Genomic DNA, 18,064 nt, shown 5'->3' with positions numbered 1-18,064 from the left:
CAAATTAAGCAATGAATTATTATGTAGTCAGGGTAGTCTTTTATTGTTTTATTTGAAACAAACAGGAATTATTTCTCCTTTAGCCAGACAATATTTCTCTACTAATTCCGGACTAATTTTATTGGTATAATCTTCTTCGATGACTTTAAAACCAATACTTCTTAATTTGGCAAAATAATCACGACCGTAAATGCGTACGTGGTCGTATTGACCGAAAATTTTAGCACGTTCTTTTTGATCAGTAATACTGTCATCTGCAAAAGTAACGTCTCGATTCAGATCTTGTGGAATTTGAAGAATTGCCATTCCGCCGGGTTTTAACACCCGATACAATTCCTGCATCGCTTTAGTATCATCAGGAATGTGTTCTAAAACGTGATTGCATAGAATGACATCATATTGATTGTCTTCAAAAGGGAGATTACAAATATCCGCTTTTACATCTGCCAAAGGCGAAAATAAATCGGTTGTGGTGTAATCTAAGTTTTTTTGCTTTCGAAACAATTTGTAAAAAGCCTGTTCCGGAGCAAAATGCAATACTTTTTTTGGAGCTGTAAAAAAATCAGTTTCTTCGTTTAAATACAACCATAATAAACGATGTCTTTCCAGTGAAAGTGTACTTGGCGAAAGCACATTGGGTCTTTGTTTTTCGTATCCGTACGGCAACATCGATTTAAAACTTTTTCCATCAATAGGATCAGTATATTTATTGCCTTTTAATGAAAAAGCAATAACAGGACGCGCCACATAACTCAAACGAATTAATAAGGGACGGGGAATAGTATTTAAGACGAGTTTGAAAAGTTTTTTCATAATTTATTTCACAGAGATTCGCTAAATATTTGTGTGTCGGTTATTAAACATGCTTGATAAGCAGATTCTAAAAGACCCGGGCCAAGCTGGCGATGTACTTCAATGGCTAATCCAATTACTTTATAGGAAAGCAAATTCAGTTCTTCTCTAAATTCTAAAGTATCATTTTCCATAATTTGTAATTAAAACTTTGTGAATCTCTGAGAATTCTTAGAGTAGCTTTGCGAAATAATCTAAAGCACTAACGGCACTTTTCTAAATTCATCTTCTTCATTACTCTCAATTCCTAAGGCTTTATAGATGTATGCAAAAGTAGAAAGCAATTCCGGTTTTCCGTCAACGAGAGCAACGTCGTGTTCAAAATGAGCCGAAGGTTTTCCGTCAGCGGTCAGGATTGTCCAGCCGTCTTTAAGTTGTTTGATATTTCGGGTGCCCTGATTAATCATGGGTTCCAGTGCAACGACCATTCCTTCTACAAAAAGTTTTCCGCGTCCTTTTTTACCATAGTTAGGCATCTCAGGATCTTCGTGCATTTTTTGTCCAAGACCGTGACCTACTAATTCACGAACTACTCCGTAGCCATGTCCTTCAGTGTATTTCTGGATAGCATTCCCCACATCTTCAACGCGGTTACCCGCTTTAAACTCACGGATTCCCACATATAAGGATTCTTTAGTAACCTGTAATAATTTCTTAGTTTCCGGAGCTACTTCGCCCACTTCAAAAGTGTAGGCATGATCACCGTGATAGCCATTTTTATAAGCACCACAATCAATAGAAATAATATCACCGCTAACGAGAGGAGTATTGTTCGGGATTCCGTGTACTACCTGAGCGTTGGGGCTCATGCAAAGTGAATTTGGGAAACCGTATAAACCAAGGAAACTTGGAACTGCTCCATGATCACGAATAAAAGTTTCAGCCAGTTTGTCAAGGTGTAAAGTGGTTACTCCTTCTTTGACTTCAGAAGCCAGCATTCCTAATGTTTTTGATACGATTAAGGCACTTTCGCGCATTAACTCTATTTCTTCACGTGATTTTACTATAATCATAATTTCGGATTTTCAGTCCGCAAAAGTACAATTTTAAAATTATTTAATTTGGATTCGCCATAATTTTAAAAAGTTCGGAATTGGAAACATAAAAGCGGTTGGACAAACTTATTTGAGCCAGTTTAGCACTAACCAAATTATTTTCCCGGGTATTGATTAAAAACAGGGAACTTTCGCCAAAAGAAAATAGTCGTTCTTCTGAATCCAGCATGGTTTTATTATCCTGAGCCAATTTTCTAATGATTGCTAATTGTCTCTCCAGCGATTGGATTTCTGTTTTTTGTGCCTGAATTTTATTCGAAAGTTGTTGTCTTTCCACATCCATGATATATTCGGCTTCCTGTATTTTATATTTGGTTAATTTTAATTTACCCCGTTCTTTTCTTAAAAATAAAGGAAAAGAAAAATCAACGCCCACTTTGTAATTTTCTCTATCGAAATCCTTTAGATAATTAGCATCGGACAGATACGAATAGCCTAAATTAATTTTAGGAAGCAGTTCATTAGCATTCAGTTTTCGTTCTATGTTTAAAATGTCAATCTTACTTTGTAGCGCATTAATCTTAGGATGATTTTCCAGTGTATTCGATTCTGTAAGTAAGCTGTTGGTTTTCAGAGTTTCCTGAATCGTACTTTCGAGTTGTGTTTCAGGAATTAATGCATCGGAGATTTCCATAGGAACAGCATTGTCCAGCCACAAATAATTGGATAATTCTAATTTAGCTTTTGCTAATTTAAGATTCGAATCTTCGAGACTTAAAAGTCTGTTTTTAATAGTAATTCCCGCTTCAATGCTATCAATGGCAGGTTTATCTCCCTGTTCAATTAACGATTGAATTCCTTTGTATCTGGATTGTGCATTTTGAATATAATTTTGATACAATTGTACTTCTTCATAATTTTTTTTCCAATTAAAATAAGCCAATGAAGCATCATATAAAACAGCAATTGCCTCGAGTTTAACTTCGGCTTCACTTAGTTTGATTTGTGTTTTTGCTTTGCTTAAGTCGGCCATTCTTTTGTTAATCCATAAACCTTGTCCCACGGGAACACTAATTCCCAGAGAAGCTAATCCGTCCATAGGAGTAGTGTGTTCAGGGTTCAGATAATAGCCTTCATTGTTTTCAAATCCTGCTTTGATTTCAATTCCGTACCAGGTTGGGATTTTGAAACTACTGTTCAGCAGGGAATAATATTCTTTGTCTTTGAACTGTTTTTTAGCATAATCCACTTCAATTTTAGGGTCAAAAGCACCTCTTGCCATCATCAAATCGGCTTGCGCTTTATTGAGAGTCAGCTGGGCATTTTTTACCAGAGGATGGTACTTTTTAACATACCCTAAAAACTCATTGTAGCTCAGCTCTTTGGGAACAGATTCCTGACCCATGAGAACCGTCAGCGGAAAAAATAATAAGATGTAGAAAAGTTTTTTCATTATTTCTTTTCTTTGGTTGTTAGTGTTTCTTGTTTGTAATAATTAGGCGGGAATCCGTTTAGAATTCGCCAGATTTCGAACCAGATAGGAACAGTATCCAATAAAGCCAGAGTTTGTGCACCGGAACCAATACTTAATTCTTTAGGCCATTTGGCTTCTTCTTTATCAGGAGCAATCAGTACTCTGTATTTTCCATTAGGGCTGATAAAATTTTCTATTGCAACAATAGTTCCTCCAAAAGTTCCATAAGAAATATCAGGCCATCCTGTAAAAACAATTGTTGGCCATCCATCAAACCAAACCCTTACTTTCTCTCCTCTGTGAATTAATGGTAAGTCTATTGGATCAACATACGTTTCTACAGCAATTTCATAAGCAGCTGGCATAATCGTTACTATAGCTGTTCCTTCTTTAACTGTTTCGCCTATTCCTGATTGTAAAGCCCTGTTGATATAGCCACTTTGTGCCGCTTTGATATAATACATATCGTTACGGATACTGTAATTAGCATATTGATTTTCCAGTTTTCTAACCTGAGCTTTTGTGTCATATTGACTGCTTAAAGCGGTAAATTTATCACTTTGAGATTTAGAAACCTTTTCAGCATATTCTGCTTTGATTCGGTTTATTTCTACTTTAGCATTGATTAAATCATTTTTACTGGTTAATAATTTGTTTTCCTGATTAATGATTTTAGCTTCTGTTTCCTGAAGTTTAAGTTTTTTCTCTTCCACATCAGTCAGAGGTTTCAGTCCTTCACTGTTTAATTTTATGGCACGATTAAATTGGGTGGTAGCAATTTTAAGCTGCGTATGTGCGGCAACTAAGTCAATACTGTCACTTTTAATTTTAAGATGTGCCTGTTTGATTTTATTATACGCTTGTTCCAGTTTTAAATTTTTCTCGGCTTCAATTGCTTTTAATTGATTTTCTAAGCTTTCTACTTTAGATTCATAAGAGTTAACGGCACTTTTTTTAGCATCTACCTGATTTTTGGTATTCTGAACTAAATTAGGATCCATGTAATCTTCTTTTATCTCTGAGATAAATAAGATGGTATCACCTTTTTGAACAAAATCTCCTTCTTGTACATACCATTTTTCGATACGTCCGGAAATAACACTTTGTATAGATTGCGGACGCTGGTTGGGTTTTAAAGTCGTTACGGCACCGGATCCCGAAATATTTTGGGTCCAGGGTAAAAACAACATGGCGATTCCAAGTATCGAAATACCAACGATAATTTTATTCAGAATCTTATAATGCACTTTGCTTTCAAGCGTTCTAACCGATTTAAACTGCGCTAAGGATTGTTTAGGCTTGTTGTTATTTGAAATGTTTAGCATTTTTTATTTTTTTAAGTCTGCCATTATTTTACCATCTTCCATTGTAATGATGCGATTGCTCTTCGTTTTCCAATAAGGGTTTTTAGAAGAAACAATTATTGTCCACTTATGCTGTTCAGCGGTTAAAAAGTCAATAATTTCATTAGCAACATTTTCGTCCATCGTATCAGTAGGATCTTCGTAAAAAAGAATTTTGGGCTTGTTGATGATACTTCTGGCTAATAATATCTTTTGAACATTTGAAGAAGTTAGTTGTCTTGCTTCAGGGAAAATGGTGGTTTCAAGCCCTTCCGGTAATGATTTAATCAAACCGTTCAGTTGTAATCCGTTAATAGCCCATTTTAAATTTTCCTGACTTACAGATTTATTGTTGAAAGTAATGTTGTCTAAAATGCTACCTTCAAATGGTGTTTCTCCATAAATAATACATCCTATCTGAGAACGATATTGTTTAAGATTGATTTTTTTAAAGGTATCGTCATTGATGTAAAAAGACCCGGCACTATGCTGTAATAATCCGGAAAGAACCCTAATGAGTGTTGTTTTTCCCGAACCGTTTTTCCCATCCAGAAAGATACGTTCTCCCTGATCAATTTTTAAATTAATCATGCTCAGTGTTTTTTGTTTGGAGTCAGGAAATCTAAACATCATATTTTCAGTTTCTAAACTGATATTCGCATAACAATTGTCCAGAACATCTGTTGTTTCTTCTTCAAGTTCCATATCGGCAACCTGACCTATTTTTTCTACAGCAGTTAATACATCATAGAACGTTTCTAATCCTAGAATGATTTTTTCAACAGAATTGATGACTAACAAAATAATGATTTCGGCAGCGACAAACTGTCCAATATTCATTTTTTGGGACAAAACTAAATAACCCCCAACCGATAATAATGTTGCTGTAATTAAAACTTTAAAGGCAATTAGCTGGATAAATTGTTTTTTGATAACATCGAAATGTTTTTCACGATAATCAGTATAATGCGACACAATGGAATCGTTCTTTTGTAATGCATAATTGTAATTCAGATCGTTTCTGAAACTAAAATTATTCCGAGCAATTTCCTGTAACCAGGCAGCTACTTTATATTTAAATTTGGATTCCTTTAAACTCGTTTCTACTCCGGATTTATAAGAGAATTTGAAAATAAAATACAATAAAAAGAATAGCAGAATTCCAAAAACTATAAAAAACGGATGGTATAAAGATAAAAGGATAAGACCAAAAGCAATTTGTAATAAAGCTGCCGAAAAGTCAATTAATAATTTAGATGTTCCTTTTTGAATGGTTAGTGTATCAAAAAAACGATTGGCAATTTCCGGCGGATAAGAATTGTAAAGTGCTTCAAATTTTATTTTAGGCAAGCGGCTGGCAAATTCAAACGAGGAGCGAATGAATATTTTTTGTTGTAAATTTTCAGTGATTCGAAGTTGCATCAAAGATAAAATCCCAACAAGTGCTACCCCTATAATTACAATAATAATTAAAACTATCCAGGAAACACTGGCGTGACCCGATTGTATAAAATTAATAATCGCCTGAATACCTAAAGGCAAAGACAAACTAATTAATCCGGCAAAGATGGCATAGAAAAAAATCTGAGCAACATCTTTTTTATCCAATTGAAGTAAATTGTAAAATCGTTTTAATGGTGTCATAATAGGAATTATATTTTATTTTTTAATATTCGGTTTGTCAGGTCAAAGTAAAATGAAGTTACACTTATTGATTCATTACAATCTGTGATGGTCTTTAAATGATCATTAAGAAAATGTTGGTGCAAACTTCCTTCTACTATTGTAGATGCCAGACTTTTAGGGTAAGGATAATCAGGATTAGCTTCATGAATAATACCGGCTAACTGATTGATTATTTTTTTATAAACTAAAAAATAGCCTTCTTTGTTTTCTTCATCAACTTCTTTAGTATAAAGCGTTTTATTGAATTCAGATATGATAATTTTGTTTAAAACAGATTCATTAATATGTTTGGTGCTATCGTCATCTTCAATTTTTTCGGTTATTACGGTAATGGCTTTCGCCAATTTTTCATTTGGATTCTGGATATTATTAGTAGCAAAGATAAGTTTGTACTCCATCCATCCCCAATACCAGGCTGATAAATAAATAGCCAGTTTGTGTTTGTTTTCAAAATAACGGTAAATAGAACTTTCATTAGACTTGATTTTTTCTCCAAGCTTTTTAAAAGTAAAATGTTCTAATCCAATTTCATCAATTAATAAGATGCTGTTTTGAATTATTTTTTTTCCCAATTCCGAAGTTTCGGGATCCTTAAGGTATAGTTTTTCGTTGACTATTATTTTGAAATTATCTAACAAACTATTCATTCTCCATTTTTTTATACAAATTTAATAGTGTTACTTTTAATTATGAGATTTTAACATTTAATTATATGAAAAAAGGAGCAATTCTAATGTTATTCTAATGTTGGGAAAATTTTATAGCTTTTTAGGTACTTATTGGATTTTTGAATGGATTGAAAAGCAGTCTGAAAACAAATTACTAAATTAGTAACTGTAATAAAACAAAGGAATATGGACAATACTCAAATTAAAAAGACCGATTTAATTAAAATGAAAAGTGTAGCTCTTAGTGTTTTAGGAGTGGCAGTAATCTGTTTTTTCGTTGGATTTTATTATAAAATAGGCTGGCTCAAAGCATTTAGTGAGGCCGCGATGGTGGGTGGAATTGCCGATTGGTTTGCGGTTGTGGCTTTATTCAAACATCCTTTAGGAATCCCGATTCCGCATACTGCTTTAATTCCTAATAATAAAGATGCTATAGGGCAGAACCTAGGTACTTTCGTTTCAGACGAATTTTTAATTAAAGAAAAACTCGAAGTCAAACTGGACGAATTTGACTTTGCAACTAAAGCAACTAATTGGTTAAAAGAGGAGAAAAATGCTGCCATAATATCTTCATTAGTGGTAGAAAATGTGATTCCCGGAGTTTTGAAAACAATAGATGATGCAAATGTAAAAAAGTTTATTCAGCAGCAATTCGAAATCAAACTGAAAGAATTGAATTTTGGTGAGTGGATTGCAATCGGTTTGGAATCTTTATCGAAAGATGATAAACAAGCACAATTAATAACCAATGTGCTTTCTATTTTGTCAGCAGAATTAGAAGCCAACAGAAAGGAAATCCGGGAAAAGGTTAAAAATGCTACGCCTTGGTACACCTTAGGTGTTGCTGATAAAAAAATTGCTGACGGCGTTTTTAACGGACTTTACGAATTTCTGGATATGGCAAAACAACCGGAGAGTTCTATTCGAAAAAAAATTAATTCGTATGTTCTTAATTTTATCGAAGAGTTGAAAAAATCACCTGAAATGCAACAAAAAATTACTACTGTAATTCTCGAATTTACACAAAAAGAAGAAGTTCAGGATTACATTGGTTCGATTTGGCAGGAATTAAAAAAAGCAGTTCTCACAGATTTAGAAAAAGGAGAGGAATCTGAAATAAAATTAAATCTGACCAATATGATTCGGAATTTTGGTTCCAATATTCAAAATGATGTGGTGATGACCACCAAAATAAATAATTTTATAAAGGTTGATTTACTAGGTATTTTGCTTAGAAATAAAAAAGCTATTGGAGATTTAATTGCCACTTCAGTACAAAGTTGGGATAAAAAAGAAATTGCTGATAAATTAGAATTAGAAGTTGGAAAAGATCTGCAGTTTATCCGAATCAATGGGACGGTTGTAGGTGGAATTGTGGGGCTTTTTATTTATTTTATCGAACAAATGATGTAAAAAAAAAGCTATCCGAAAAAAATCGAATAGCTTTTCTTAAATGATTATTGTTTCAACTTTATCTCATTAATAAAGAATGACTTGACATTACAACAGGTTGAGCTACTCCCATTAAATCTAAAATGGTTGGTGCAATATCACCAAGCACTCCGTCATGAATCTTAATTTGGTCATTATCCACTAATATAAAAGGTACAGGGTTAGTAGTATGTGCTGTGTTAGGGCTTCCGTCAGGATTAATCATCGTTTCACAGTTCCCGTGGTCAGCAATGACTATAGTCGAATAGCCATGTGCTAAGGCGGTAGTAATTACTTTTTCGACACATTTATCTACAGCTTCACAGGCTTTGATGGCTGCTTCCATAATTCCGGTGTGTCCTACCATATCACCATTGGCAAAATTAAGACATACAAAATCTACATCGCCTTTTTCTAATTCAGGACAAAGCGCATCGGTTAATTCATAAGCACTCATTTCAGGCTGCAAGTCGTAAGTAGCAACTTTAGGAGAATTTCTCAAAATACGGCTTTCTCCTTCAAAAGGAGTTTCTCGTCCTCCTGAAAAGAAGAAGGTTACGTGCGGATATTTTTCTGTCTCGGCAATACGAATTTGTTTTTTGCCTGCTTTTTCTAAAACTTCACCAAGTGTTTCGGTAATATTGTCTTTGTTGTAAACTACTTTGACATTTTGATAGGTTTCATCATAATTTGTCAAGGTTACATAATACAAGTTTAGTTTGTGCATGTTTTGCTCGTGGAAATCCTGTTGCGACAGCGCTTCAGTCAATTCACGACCTCTGTCGGTTCTGAAGTTAAAGAAAATAACCACATCGTCTTCCTGAATAGTAGCTAGTGGTTTTTCATTAGCATCTACTGCAACAAGAGGCTGGATAAACTCATCCGTAATGTCATTTCCGTAGCTGGTTGCTATTGATGTAACGATATCATGTGTAGGTGTTCCTGCTCCGTTAACAACTAAATCATAAGCAAGTTTTACTCTTTCCCAGCGTTTATCACGATCCATTGCATAATAACGACCTATTACCGAAGCAATTTTTACAGGAGTAGCAGCAATATAATTTTCTAATTGCTGAATGTAATTTTTCCCTGATTTAGGATCAACATCCCTTCCGTCAGTAAAAGCGTGAATATAAACCTGATTTAGTCCGTAATCCTGAGTTGCATCAATTAGTCCTCGTAAATGAGAAGTGTGAGAGTGAACACCTCCATCCGAAACTAATCCTAGAAAATGTACTTTTTTATTGTTGTCTTTCGCATATTGAAAAGCATCTTTTAATACTTGTTCCTGTGCTAATGTTTTATTGGCTACAGCCAAATTAATTTTAGCTAAATCCTGATAAACAATCCTTCCGGCACCAAGATTCATGTGGCCAACTTCACTATTTCCCATTTGTCCTTCAGGTAAACCTACATGTAAACCATCAGTTCTAAGTTGTGCACTTGGATATTTTTTATAAAGACTGTTTATAAAAGGAACATCTGCATTATCAATTGCAGATACTTTAGGGTCAGGTGATTTTCCCCAACCATCTAAAATCATTAAGATTACTTTTTTGCTCATTGTGTTTAATTTTCAACAAAGATAAATTTTTTCTAAAATCTCTCTAGAAATTGAACGACTATTATGTATTCTAAAATAATGCAGCTGTAAAAATGACTTTTTGTTGGAAAATAAACTCTTTTTTCGAAAAAGTATACGCTAAAATTTATTTTTGATACTATTGTAATCAATAAAGTAACGCAGACTTATCGAAAAAATATTAGTCATATTAGCATTAAAAATCGTTTTAATGTTTCTGTTTAAATTTCTTTCTACTGTATTTGTTTCTTCCTGAGCATAGTTTCTGTACAATACCGTTAATTGACTTCCCGGGGCAAACCACCAGGAGTACGAAAGGTCTACGTTCCAGGAATTAAAATTTCTGTTTTTATTGCTGTTATAACCACTATTTGGTGCTAAATAACCATTTGGCTGTAAGCTGAAAAACTCTTTATTATCAGAATAAGACCAGTAATAACGGGCAATGAGATTGAAAGTCATTTTGTTATTAATAGCATATTTTCCGGCAAAATCATTTTGAAGTGTTTCTGTATTTCTTCTGGCCAGAATAATATTTGAATCATCTCTGGCAACCCAGCCAATATCATTATCTTCATGAGTGTAGTCTAGATGATAGGATAAAGACAGTTTGTCGTTAAAACGGTATTTGGGTCCGGCATAAATTCCATAAGTAAACCTGTCTTTTTCATAATATTTTGTTCCTGAAAAAGTAATGTCAATCGTTAAATTATTATTTCGATTAGATTCTACACCTATATAGCTGTAAATTCTCTTTGGAATATAAACATAACTGCCTGGATTTCGAGCTTCATAAAAATCAAAATTTTCAAACGGAGTTACAAAAAGTGCCGCTTCATAATAATGATTATTCAACGTTGTGGCTTTTACTAATGTTTTATACCAGAATTCCTGTAATTTTCCGGTTGTATTTTGTATTTCGGCATTGAATTCCTGTTCAATAGCAAAGGTGTTGAAAAATTGAGTTGGGTTTAATATTCTGTAACTGGCATTGGCGTAAGCATTATGGTAATTTGTATAAAAAATAATTCCTAAATCATTTACATCATAATTTTCAGAAATGTATTTCCCCGTTAGAATATACCTGTACTTTCCGCTTGTTTTTGCAAAATTAAGATAGGTTTTAAAGCCGTTATAGTCCTCAATGTCGTTAATACTGCTGTATTTAAAATCTCCTGAAAGGTTGTAAGAATTTGCTTTTGTATTTAAGTCAAATATTAATCCGGCAACATTTCCGTCTCTGAAACTGCCATTTCTGGAAGTGTTAGTGTTGATGAATGAAATGGACGAGTTTTGTCTGAAACGCTGATCAAATACTAAGATATTGTAATTGGTCAACGGCTCAATTACTTCTTTTCGGTAATTATTAGTGTCTGTATTTTGTATGGTTGCAAATGTTTTTTCAGTAATAGCATTTAAAAAACCAATTCCCAGACCGTTTTTAGTTCTTCCTGATATTTTAACCGCATTGATTAAATCAACATTAGCGGGATAGTTGGTTATTTCTTCGTTTTCATTCAAAATGGGATTTTGCGTTGGAGTTCCGCCAATTCTTCGCGAATAAAAGAGATTCCCAATATTGAATAAGTTAGTTCCTTCGGTAAAAAAAGGTCTGTTTTCATTGAGTTGTTGTTCGAATGGTTCTAAATTTAGGATAGCATTATCAAATTTAGTTTGTCCAAAATCCGGAACTAAAATAGCATCTAAGGTAAAGGCATCATTAATACCATATTTTATATCCAGTCCTGCCTTAAAAGTTTTGTCATTGTTAGTTTTATCTGTCTGATAATAAGCTGATGTGTAGGGGATAAGAAAAAGGCGAGTGGGTGGATTTATGTTCTCAATTCCTGTTAATTCTCCTGATTGGGTCAGGACAGCACTAATTTTAGTATTGATGTAATTCCAGGTGTATTTTTGATTTTTTCGTTTAATTTCCCGCATGAAATTAATACCCCACTTTTGGTTTTTATTTTTTGGGAAACGAATAGCAGCATACGGAATTTTCATTTCCACAGTCCAGCCCGAAGCGGTTATTTTTACATCACTTTCCCAAATGGCATCCCATGTAAAATCCTCATTAGCTTCGGTAGCTAAACAGTCCATTTGTGTCCCCGATGCACTTACATAAAAGCGATAATCCTGCTGTCCGTCATTAAAACCATTGATGTAAACTGCAAAATGATCTGCAACCCCAAAAACATCTCTTTCGGTTAATTCCCGTTGAATTTTTGTGGCTTCATCGTCATTTAAAATAGCTGAAATATAGATGGCTTCATTATCGTACAGGATTTTTACATCTGTTTTTTTTTCTGAACCAATAATTTTACCGTTGTCCGGAGAAAACATGATAAAGTCAGAGGCTATTTCTGTGTTTTTCTCCCAGTCTCCCTCGTCAGGTTTTCCGTCAATTGTCATGTTGCCTTCTTTGGACTTTGCTAAAATGGTTTTCTTTTGAGCATAAATACAAAGATTTAACAGCGTGAAAAAGCAATAGATTATGAAACGGAATAAATTCATGAAAAATAATATGTAAGGCGAAAGTAATAAAATTAGGTTAAATTAACAATTCTTTAACAGCTTGTTTTGTGCTTAAAAAGCTATTAATAAGTTAAAATCGTCTTATAGTGGCGGATTGAGTTTTTTTTAGAGTTAATTTTTTTTACTTTTGGCGTCAATTAATTCAGTATAATTAAATAATAATCAATGGTTTATAAGAAGCTCACGATCTTTTTTATGTTCGTTTTTTTATTAATGTCTACAAATGTGTTTTTTTCTAAATCTAACACTAATCCGAAAATTTTAAAAACTAATGTATTGAATGTCAATACAGAATTATCAAGTGCAGAGGAGATTTACAATAATCTGGATTCAGCTAATTTCAGTTTACCTAATTTAGAGAGTTTTAAAGAAGCTTTAGTGGGGTTTAATAAGCTAAAAGAGCAAGGAAAAGTGAGTAAAAATATAATCACTCTGATTGATTTTAGCTTGTCAGCAAATACTAAAAGATTGTGGGTAATCGATTTAGATACCCGTACCGTTTTGCTGCATTCTCTTGTTGCTCATGGCAGAAATACAGGTCAGGAATATGCTAATAGTTTTTCTAATGCTGCAGAATCGTATAAAAGCAGTTTAGGTTTTTACCTGACGGCTGAGGTTTATAATGGTAAACATGGTAAATCATTAAGATTAGACGGAATCGAAAAAGGAATAAATGATAATGCCAGAAACCGTGCGGTTGTTGTTCATGGTGCTAATTATGTATCTAATTCCTTTATTCAAAACAATAAAAGATTAGGCAGAAGTCTGGGATGTCCTGCAGTACCGGTAGAAATCACCAATAAGCTGATAGAAACTATTCAAAATAAAACGTGTTTGTTTATTTATTATCCATCAAAGTCTTATAAGGAACTGTCTCATTTAGTATCTTAAATAAATAGGGTGCGTCTTTTGTTTTAAATTTAAAGAAAAATAAAAAAATAGTAGCGGTAACAATTTAGTTTTAAAAATGTTAGGATTTAATTGGGTTTTTAAATAAAAATTGTGCTCGAAAAATTTGTTTTAAACTTAACTTATTCTTTATATTTGCACCATAATTAATGCGAAAGTAGCTCAGTTGGTAGAGCTCCAGCCTTCCAAGCTGGTTGTCGCGAGTTCGAGCCTCGTCTTTCGCTCTTCAAGAGCCAAAATTTAAAAGTTTTGGTTTTTTTAAAATAAAATTTGGAGGTGTCTGTATAATTTGTATATTTGCACCCGTTATGCGAAAGTAGCTCAGTTGGTAGAGCTCCAGCCTTCCAAGCTGGTTGTCGCGAGTTCGAGCCTCGTCTTTCGCTCTTAAAACCGAAACCTGAAAAAGTTTCGGTTTTTTTTTGTTTAGGCTGGTTGTCGTCTCGTTGTTAGCAACGAGAAGCCTCGTCTTTCGCTCTTAAAACCGAAACCTGAAAAGTTTCGGTTTTTTTATTGGATAAAACTCAATTCGGATTCGGCTGCAATGTCTATTGGTGTTGCGTTTTTTCGAAACAATTTTGCCGATAAATTTCCTTTTAAAACAATTTTGTTAGCTTTTATTTCGAGCCAGCTTCCTTCTTTTAGTCCTAAAACCGGAAAATTATTAAACTGATGGAATTCATTGATTCTGGTTTCACGGGATTCTCCCATGTGTTTTGATTGTGTATCGGCATCCTGAAAATGCACATTTAGATTAAAAGGAATTAAACCTAAGGTTTGAAAACTGGGTGGATAAACAATAGGCATGTCATTAGTAGTCTGCATGCTTAAACCGCTAATGTTACTTCCGGCACTAGTACCTAAATAAGGAATTCCTTTTTCCAGCGTTTCTTTAAGAGGAATCATGATTTTGTTGCGATACAATTCATTTACTAATAAAAAAGTATTGCCGCCTCCGGTAAAAATACCTTCAGCATTTTGAATGGCTTCAACAGGATTTTCATATTCGTGTATTCCGCGTATGGTGAGTTTTATTTTGGCGAAAGCCAAAGCTGTTTTTTCAGTATATTCTTCATGTGAAATACCATTAGGTCTGGCATAGGGTATGAAAAGTATGGTTTTGCAGTTTGTAAAATGTTGTTTTAATTCAGGGAGCAGGTATTCCAGATAGTCGCTTCCGTGTAAGGTAGAAGTACTTGCTAAAAGTAGGTTTTTCATCGTGCTTTTTTGATATAAAGATATAAAATACCATTACTTATTTAACAAATATTTACAAGCCTCTTAGTATCAAATTGGGAACGGCTTGGTTTATTTTTACTCTCTGGAGTATTTAAAAAATGAATAAATTTTTAATTGTCTTTTTTGTTTTGTTTAGCACTGTGGTGTTTGGACAGCTGGGTGATTTGGTTGCTTTAAAAGGGCAGGTGAGCACTTTTGGGTTTGATTCTGAGGGTGTATGTGTAATTAATTTGCGGTCGGAAGCTGCAGTTTTTACAGATGAAAAAGGCGATTTTGTGATGAATGCAATTGCCGGAGATACTTTAGTTTTTTCAGGAATGCAGTTTAAACGTAAAGAAGTTGTTTTGTGTGTCGAAGATTTTGGTAATGAAATATTTAAAGTTCATTTAACTGTTCTTCCTAATCAATTAAATGAAGTTGTGATTAGAAATTATACTATTTCTGCTGAATCACTTGGGATTATTCCTTTTAATCAAAAAAAATATACACCGGCTGAACGTAAATATGCAACGGCGGCTTCTTACAAAATGAATCCTCAGGGATTAGATCCTATATTAAATCTTATTTCAGGAAGAACCGCCATGCTGAAAAAAGAAATGGAAGTCGAAAAGAAGGAATCTTATATGGCTATGTTAGAAAAAATGTTCGATAAAGATCATTTTATTAACACTTTGCATCTACCTTTGGAGTATGTAAAAGGCTTTGAATATTATGTGGTGGAGAATGAAAAATTCACAAAAATAATAGAGCAGAAAAACAAAACAACAATTGAATTTTTGTTAGGAGAACTAGCCGAAAAATACAAACAGATTTTAGCCTGTGAAAGCGAATAATACTTACTTTTTATTTTTATTTTTTTTCTGTCAAATGATTTTTTGTCAAACTTTTGACAGAAAAGAAATTCACGGAATTGTTCAGGTTGATTCAACTGCGGTTGAAGGAGTGAATATTGTAAATAAAACAAGTCAAAAAACAACTTCAACAGATAAAAACGGAAATTTTACTCTTTTCCTAAAAGAAGGCGATCTTGTTGTGTTTTCTGCCGTAAATCTTGTAACTTTACAAAAAGCGATTGTTCAATCTGATTTAAAAAAGGCAATTTTAGTAGTGCAATTACAAACAGAAAGTATCCCGCTGAAAGAAGTTGTAATTAAGGAAGAATCTAAAATTACTGCCGAAAGTCTGGGGATTATTCCTTCCGGTCAAAAAAAATATACTGTTGCCGAAAGGAGACTGTATACCGCCAGATCCGGATTATTAGACCGTCCGTTAAACTGGATGTCCGGCAGAACAGCTCAATTAAAAAAAGAGTTAGCGGTGTCTGAAAAAGAGCAGTTAATGGCAAAATTAGAGTATCTTTTTGAAGAAAATTTCTATATTGAAACTTTAAAAATTAAGAAAGATTATATAAGGGATTTTCAGTTGTATTGTATTGGTAATTATGATTTTGCATCATCATTAAAGTCTAGAAACAAAACGCTTTCAAAGTTTTATATTTTAACTCTGGCTCAAAATTATAACAAAATAATTGTTTATGAAAACTAAAGTAAGTGTCTTATTTTTTCTTTTTTTAGCTCAATTTTCTTTTAGTCAAACCGACAGGAAACCATTAGAAGGTCAGGTTCGTAATGACTTAGTTCCAGTGGAAAATGTTGTTGTTTTTAATGCTAATTCGAATACAGGAGTAGTGGTTAATCAATACGGTTCTTTTGTAATTCCTGCAAAAGTGAATGATACTTTAGTTTTTTCCAGCCTGGCATTTAAGTCTAAAAAGATTGTGCTTACAGAGAAAGAGTTTATTATTCCGAGACTTATAGTGCAGTTGGATGTTTTTACAAATGAGTTAGCTGAAGTCCTCATTCGTGCTAAAAAAGAGTTAAATCCTTTAGGAGGGAATTCTCAAAAATATGTAGATATGAAGTTTTTTGATGATGAAAAATCTTCTCCAAAAAACAAAACCATGCCTCCTGTTGGAAGTATAGAAAACGGGATGGATTTTGTCAGGATTTATAAAGATGTTGTTGGAGTTTTAAGAAAAGAGAATCCTAAGAAAAGCGATTTTTATAAGGAAACAAGTTTTTCTGAATTTGCATTGCAAAAAGTAAATTATTCCTTTTTTTCTAATACCTTGAACTTGAAAGATGACGAAATAAAACTGTTTTTAATTTATTGTGAGAATGATTCTAAGTCTCGTGAATTAATGCAGCCTGGAGAAGAGTTTAAGCTGATGGATTTTTTTATAAATAAGAATAAAGAATACAAGCGAATTACACATTCCAACTAGTTGTTTTAAAATAGATAATGTAAAAACCATTATCTGTTTTACGGAGCTTTTTTATGAAAAAATTAAAAGGAGCTTTTTTTTAAATTTGGTATATTTGCGCTAAAATTATAGAATATGTTTGGTATAGGAGGAGGAGAATTAGTCTTTATCATGTTTGTAGTCCTGTTGCTTTTTGGTTCAGATAAAATACCGGAAGTGGCGCGAACTATGGGTAAAGCTATGGCGCAATTAAAAAATGCTACCAATGATATAAAGAATGAAATTCAAAAAGGAGCTGAAGATAATGGTTTAGATTCTAAATCATTGACTGAAATGACAGGCGGTTTTAATTCTCAGATTAATAAAGTGAAGGAAGATCTTTTGGGAGATTCAGTCGTTCAGGCTACTAAAATTAAGGAAGATATTGAAGATATCGCAGGTCCCGTAAAACGTAGTCGATAATGTTAGATAAACTTCTCTCTTTAGATGTACAGCTTTTTGTTTACTTAAACGGATTGGGCTCCGAAGCTTATGATGGACTATGGCTTTTTATAACCAAACAGTTTAACTGGATTCCATTTTTTTTATTTTTATTTTATCTTATTTATAAAAAAATAGGAGCAAAACAAACACTCTATGTGATTTTGTTTATAGGGGTACTTATTTTAATTACAGATCAGTTTACAAATCTTGTAAAATACAGTTTTCAAAGATTACGACCATGCAATAATCCGGAGATTAATTCGGTAATTCGGATAGTAAAGAGTTCCAAATCCTTTAGTTTTTTCTCAGGTCATGCATCTAATACTATGGCTTGTGCTGTGTTTATTTATTTGCTGCTTAAACCGTATTTTAAGTATATGTTCCTGTTATTTCTATGGCCATTAGTCTTTGCTTATAGCCGTATTTATTTAGGATTACATTATCCATTGGATATTTTTAGTGGTTATGTTTTTGGTATGCTTTCAGGTTTTTTTATGTTTAAAATTTATCAGTTTACACAAATAAAACATTTTCCACTTTAATTTTAAACATCAAAAAAAAAAATCCGCATAGTAACACTATTATTTACTATGCGGATTTTATT

Annotated in this window: 17 protein-coding genes and 2 tRNA genes; 9 read left to right on the top strand and 10 right to left on the bottom strand. The window is 33.2% G+C overall.

Features of this window, described 5'->3' with window-relative positions; all coding sequences use genetic code 11:
• Positions 1-48: 48 nt before the first annotated feature.
• The 7 genes from BUB89_RS01970 to BUB89_RS01940 are packed head-to-tail and all read right to left on the bottom strand — an operon-like array spanning position 49 to position 6,997.
• Complete coding sequence (locus BUB89_RS01970; protein WP_073241339.1) at positions 49-813, bottom strand: class I SAM-dependent methyltransferase; 765 nt, start codon at positions 811-813, stop codon at positions 49-51.
• Positions 814-821: 8 nt separating this feature from the next.
• Positions 822-986 carry a GxxExxY protein gene (locus BUB89_RS01965; RefSeq protein WP_083552410.1) on the bottom strand — a complete coding sequence of 55 codons (165 nt, stop codon included), beginning with the start codon at positions 984-986 and terminating at the stop codon, positions 822-824.
• 60 nt (positions 987-1,046) lie between these two features.
• Complete coding sequence (map, locus tag BUB89_RS01960) at positions 1,047-1,865, bottom strand: type I methionyl aminopeptidase (protein ID WP_073241337.1); 819 nt, start codon at positions 1,863-1,865, stop codon at positions 1,047-1,049.
• 43 nt (positions 1,866-1,908) lie between these two features.
• A complete protein-coding gene (locus BUB89_RS01955; RefSeq protein ID WP_073241335.1) occupies positions 1,909-3,300 on the bottom strand; it encodes a TolC family protein in 1,392 nt (463 codons plus the stop codon).
• A complete protein-coding gene (locus tag BUB89_RS01950; protein ID WP_073241333.1) occupies positions 3,300-4,646 on the bottom strand; it encodes an HlyD family secretion protein in 1,347 nt (448 codons plus the stop codon). The genes BUB89_RS01955 and BUB89_RS01950 overlap by 1 nt, the downstream gene beginning before the upstream one ends.
• Positions 4,647-4,649: 3 nt before the next feature.
• Positions 4,650-6,308, bottom strand: a complete 1,659-nt coding sequence (locus BUB89_RS18395) for a peptidase domain-containing ABC transporter (protein WP_073241331.1) — start codon at positions 6,306-6,308, stop codon at positions 4,650-4,652.
• Positions 6,309-6,316: 8 nt separating this feature from the next.
• Entirely contained in the window at positions 6,317-6,997 is a 681-nt protein-coding gene (locus tag BUB89_RS01940) for a TetR/AcrR family transcriptional regulator (protein ID WP_073241329.1), read from the bottom strand.
• Between the two features lie 207 nt (positions 6,998-7,204).
• Here BUB89_RS01940 and BUB89_RS01935 point away from each other — a divergent pair, with 207 nt between their 5' ends.
• Entirely contained in the window at positions 7,205-8,431 is a 1,227-nt protein-coding gene (locus tag BUB89_RS01935; protein WP_073241327.1) for a DUF445 domain-containing protein, read from the top strand.
• Positions 8,432-8,489: 58 nt separating this feature from the next.
• Here BUB89_RS01935 and gpmI read toward each other — a convergent pair whose 3' ends face one another.
• Together gpmI and BUB89_RS01925 are read right to left on the bottom strand one after the other, a co-directional pair.
• Positions 8,490-10,013: a 2,3-bisphosphoglycerate-independent phosphoglycerate mutase gene (gene gpmI / locus BUB89_RS01930; RefSeq protein ID WP_073241325.1), complete on the bottom strand. Its 1,524-nt coding sequence runs from the start codon at positions 10,011-10,013 to the stop codon at positions 8,490-8,492.
• Positions 10,014-10,151: 138 nt separating this feature from the next.
• The gene (locus BUB89_RS01925) at positions 10,152-12,548 is read right to left on the bottom strand and encodes a DUF5916 domain-containing protein (protein ID WP_073241323.1); all 2,397 of its coding nucleotides are present in this window, start codon (positions 12,546-12,548) and stop codon (positions 10,152-10,154) included.
• Positions 12,549-12,845: 297 nt separating this feature from the next.
• Between BUB89_RS01925 and BUB89_RS01920 the strand changes: the two genes are divergently transcribed.
• The 3 genes from BUB89_RS01920 to BUB89_RS01910 all read left to right on the top strand — a co-directional run bounded on the left by BUB89_RS01920 (position 12,846) and on the right by BUB89_RS01910 (position 13,861).
• The gene (locus tag BUB89_RS01920; protein ID WP_307723327.1) at positions 12,846-13,460 is read left to right on the top strand and encodes a murein L,D-transpeptidase catalytic domain family protein; all 615 of its coding nucleotides are present in this window, start codon (positions 12,846-12,848) and stop codon (positions 13,458-13,460) included.
• A gap of 169 nt (positions 13,461-13,629) precedes the next feature.
• Positions 13,630-13,702, top strand: a tRNA-Gly gene (locus BUB89_RS01915).
• Between the two features lie 86 nt (positions 13,703-13,788).
• Positions 13,789-13,861 (top strand) — tRNA-Gly (locus tag BUB89_RS01910).
• A 124-nt stretch (positions 13,862-13,985) separates the two neighbouring features.
• Here the strand turns inward: BUB89_RS01910 and pepE are convergent.
• Positions 13,986-14,693 carry a dipeptidase PepE gene (pepE, locus tag BUB89_RS01905; RefSeq protein ID WP_073241319.1) on the bottom strand — a complete coding sequence of 236 codons (708 nt, stop codon included), beginning with the start codon at positions 14,691-14,693 and terminating at the stop codon, positions 13,986-13,988.
• Positions 14,694-14,812: 119 nt separating this feature from the next.
• Here pepE and BUB89_RS01900 point away from each other — a divergent pair, with 119 nt between their 5' ends.
• From BUB89_RS01900 to BUB89_RS01880, 5 genes are all read left to right on the top strand, one after another.
• Positions 14,813-15,547, top strand: a complete 735-nt coding sequence (locus BUB89_RS01900) for a hypothetical protein (RefSeq protein WP_073241317.1) — start codon at positions 14,813-14,815, stop codon at positions 15,545-15,547.
• A 34-nt stretch (positions 15,548-15,581) separates the two neighbouring features.
• Entirely contained in the window at positions 15,582-16,259 is a 678-nt protein-coding gene (locus BUB89_RS01895; protein ID WP_234982500.1) for a carboxypeptidase-like regulatory domain-containing protein, read from the top strand.
• Positions 16,249-16,998, top strand: coding sequence for a BamP family beta-barrel-assembly machinery protein (locus BUB89_RS01890; RefSeq protein WP_073241313.1), 750 nt, complete (start codon positions 16,249-16,251; stop codon positions 16,996-16,998). Before BUB89_RS01895 ends, BUB89_RS01890 begins: the two co-directional genes overlap by 11 nt.
• A 114-nt stretch (positions 16,999-17,112) precedes the next feature.
• Entirely contained in the window at positions 17,113-17,439 is a 327-nt protein-coding gene (locus BUB89_RS01885; RefSeq protein WP_073241311.1) for a Sec-independent protein translocase subunit TatA/TatB, read from the top strand.
• Positions 17,439-18,002 carry a phosphatase PAP2 family protein gene (locus BUB89_RS01880; protein WP_073241309.1) on the top strand — a complete coding sequence of 188 codons (564 nt, stop codon included), beginning with the start codon at positions 17,439-17,441 and terminating at the stop codon, positions 18,000-18,002. Before BUB89_RS01885 ends, BUB89_RS01880 begins: the two co-directional genes overlap by 1 nt.
• The last annotated feature ends 62 nt before the right edge of the window (positions 18,003-18,064 follow it).

Origin of the sequence: Flavobacterium flevense, from assembly GCF_900142775.1 — a bacterium.
GTDB classification, from domain to species: domain Bacteria; phylum Bacteroidota; class Bacteroidia; order Flavobacteriales; family Flavobacteriaceae; genus Flavobacterium; species Flavobacterium flevense.
This window is presented reverse-complemented; position numbering and strand designations above follow the sequence as displayed.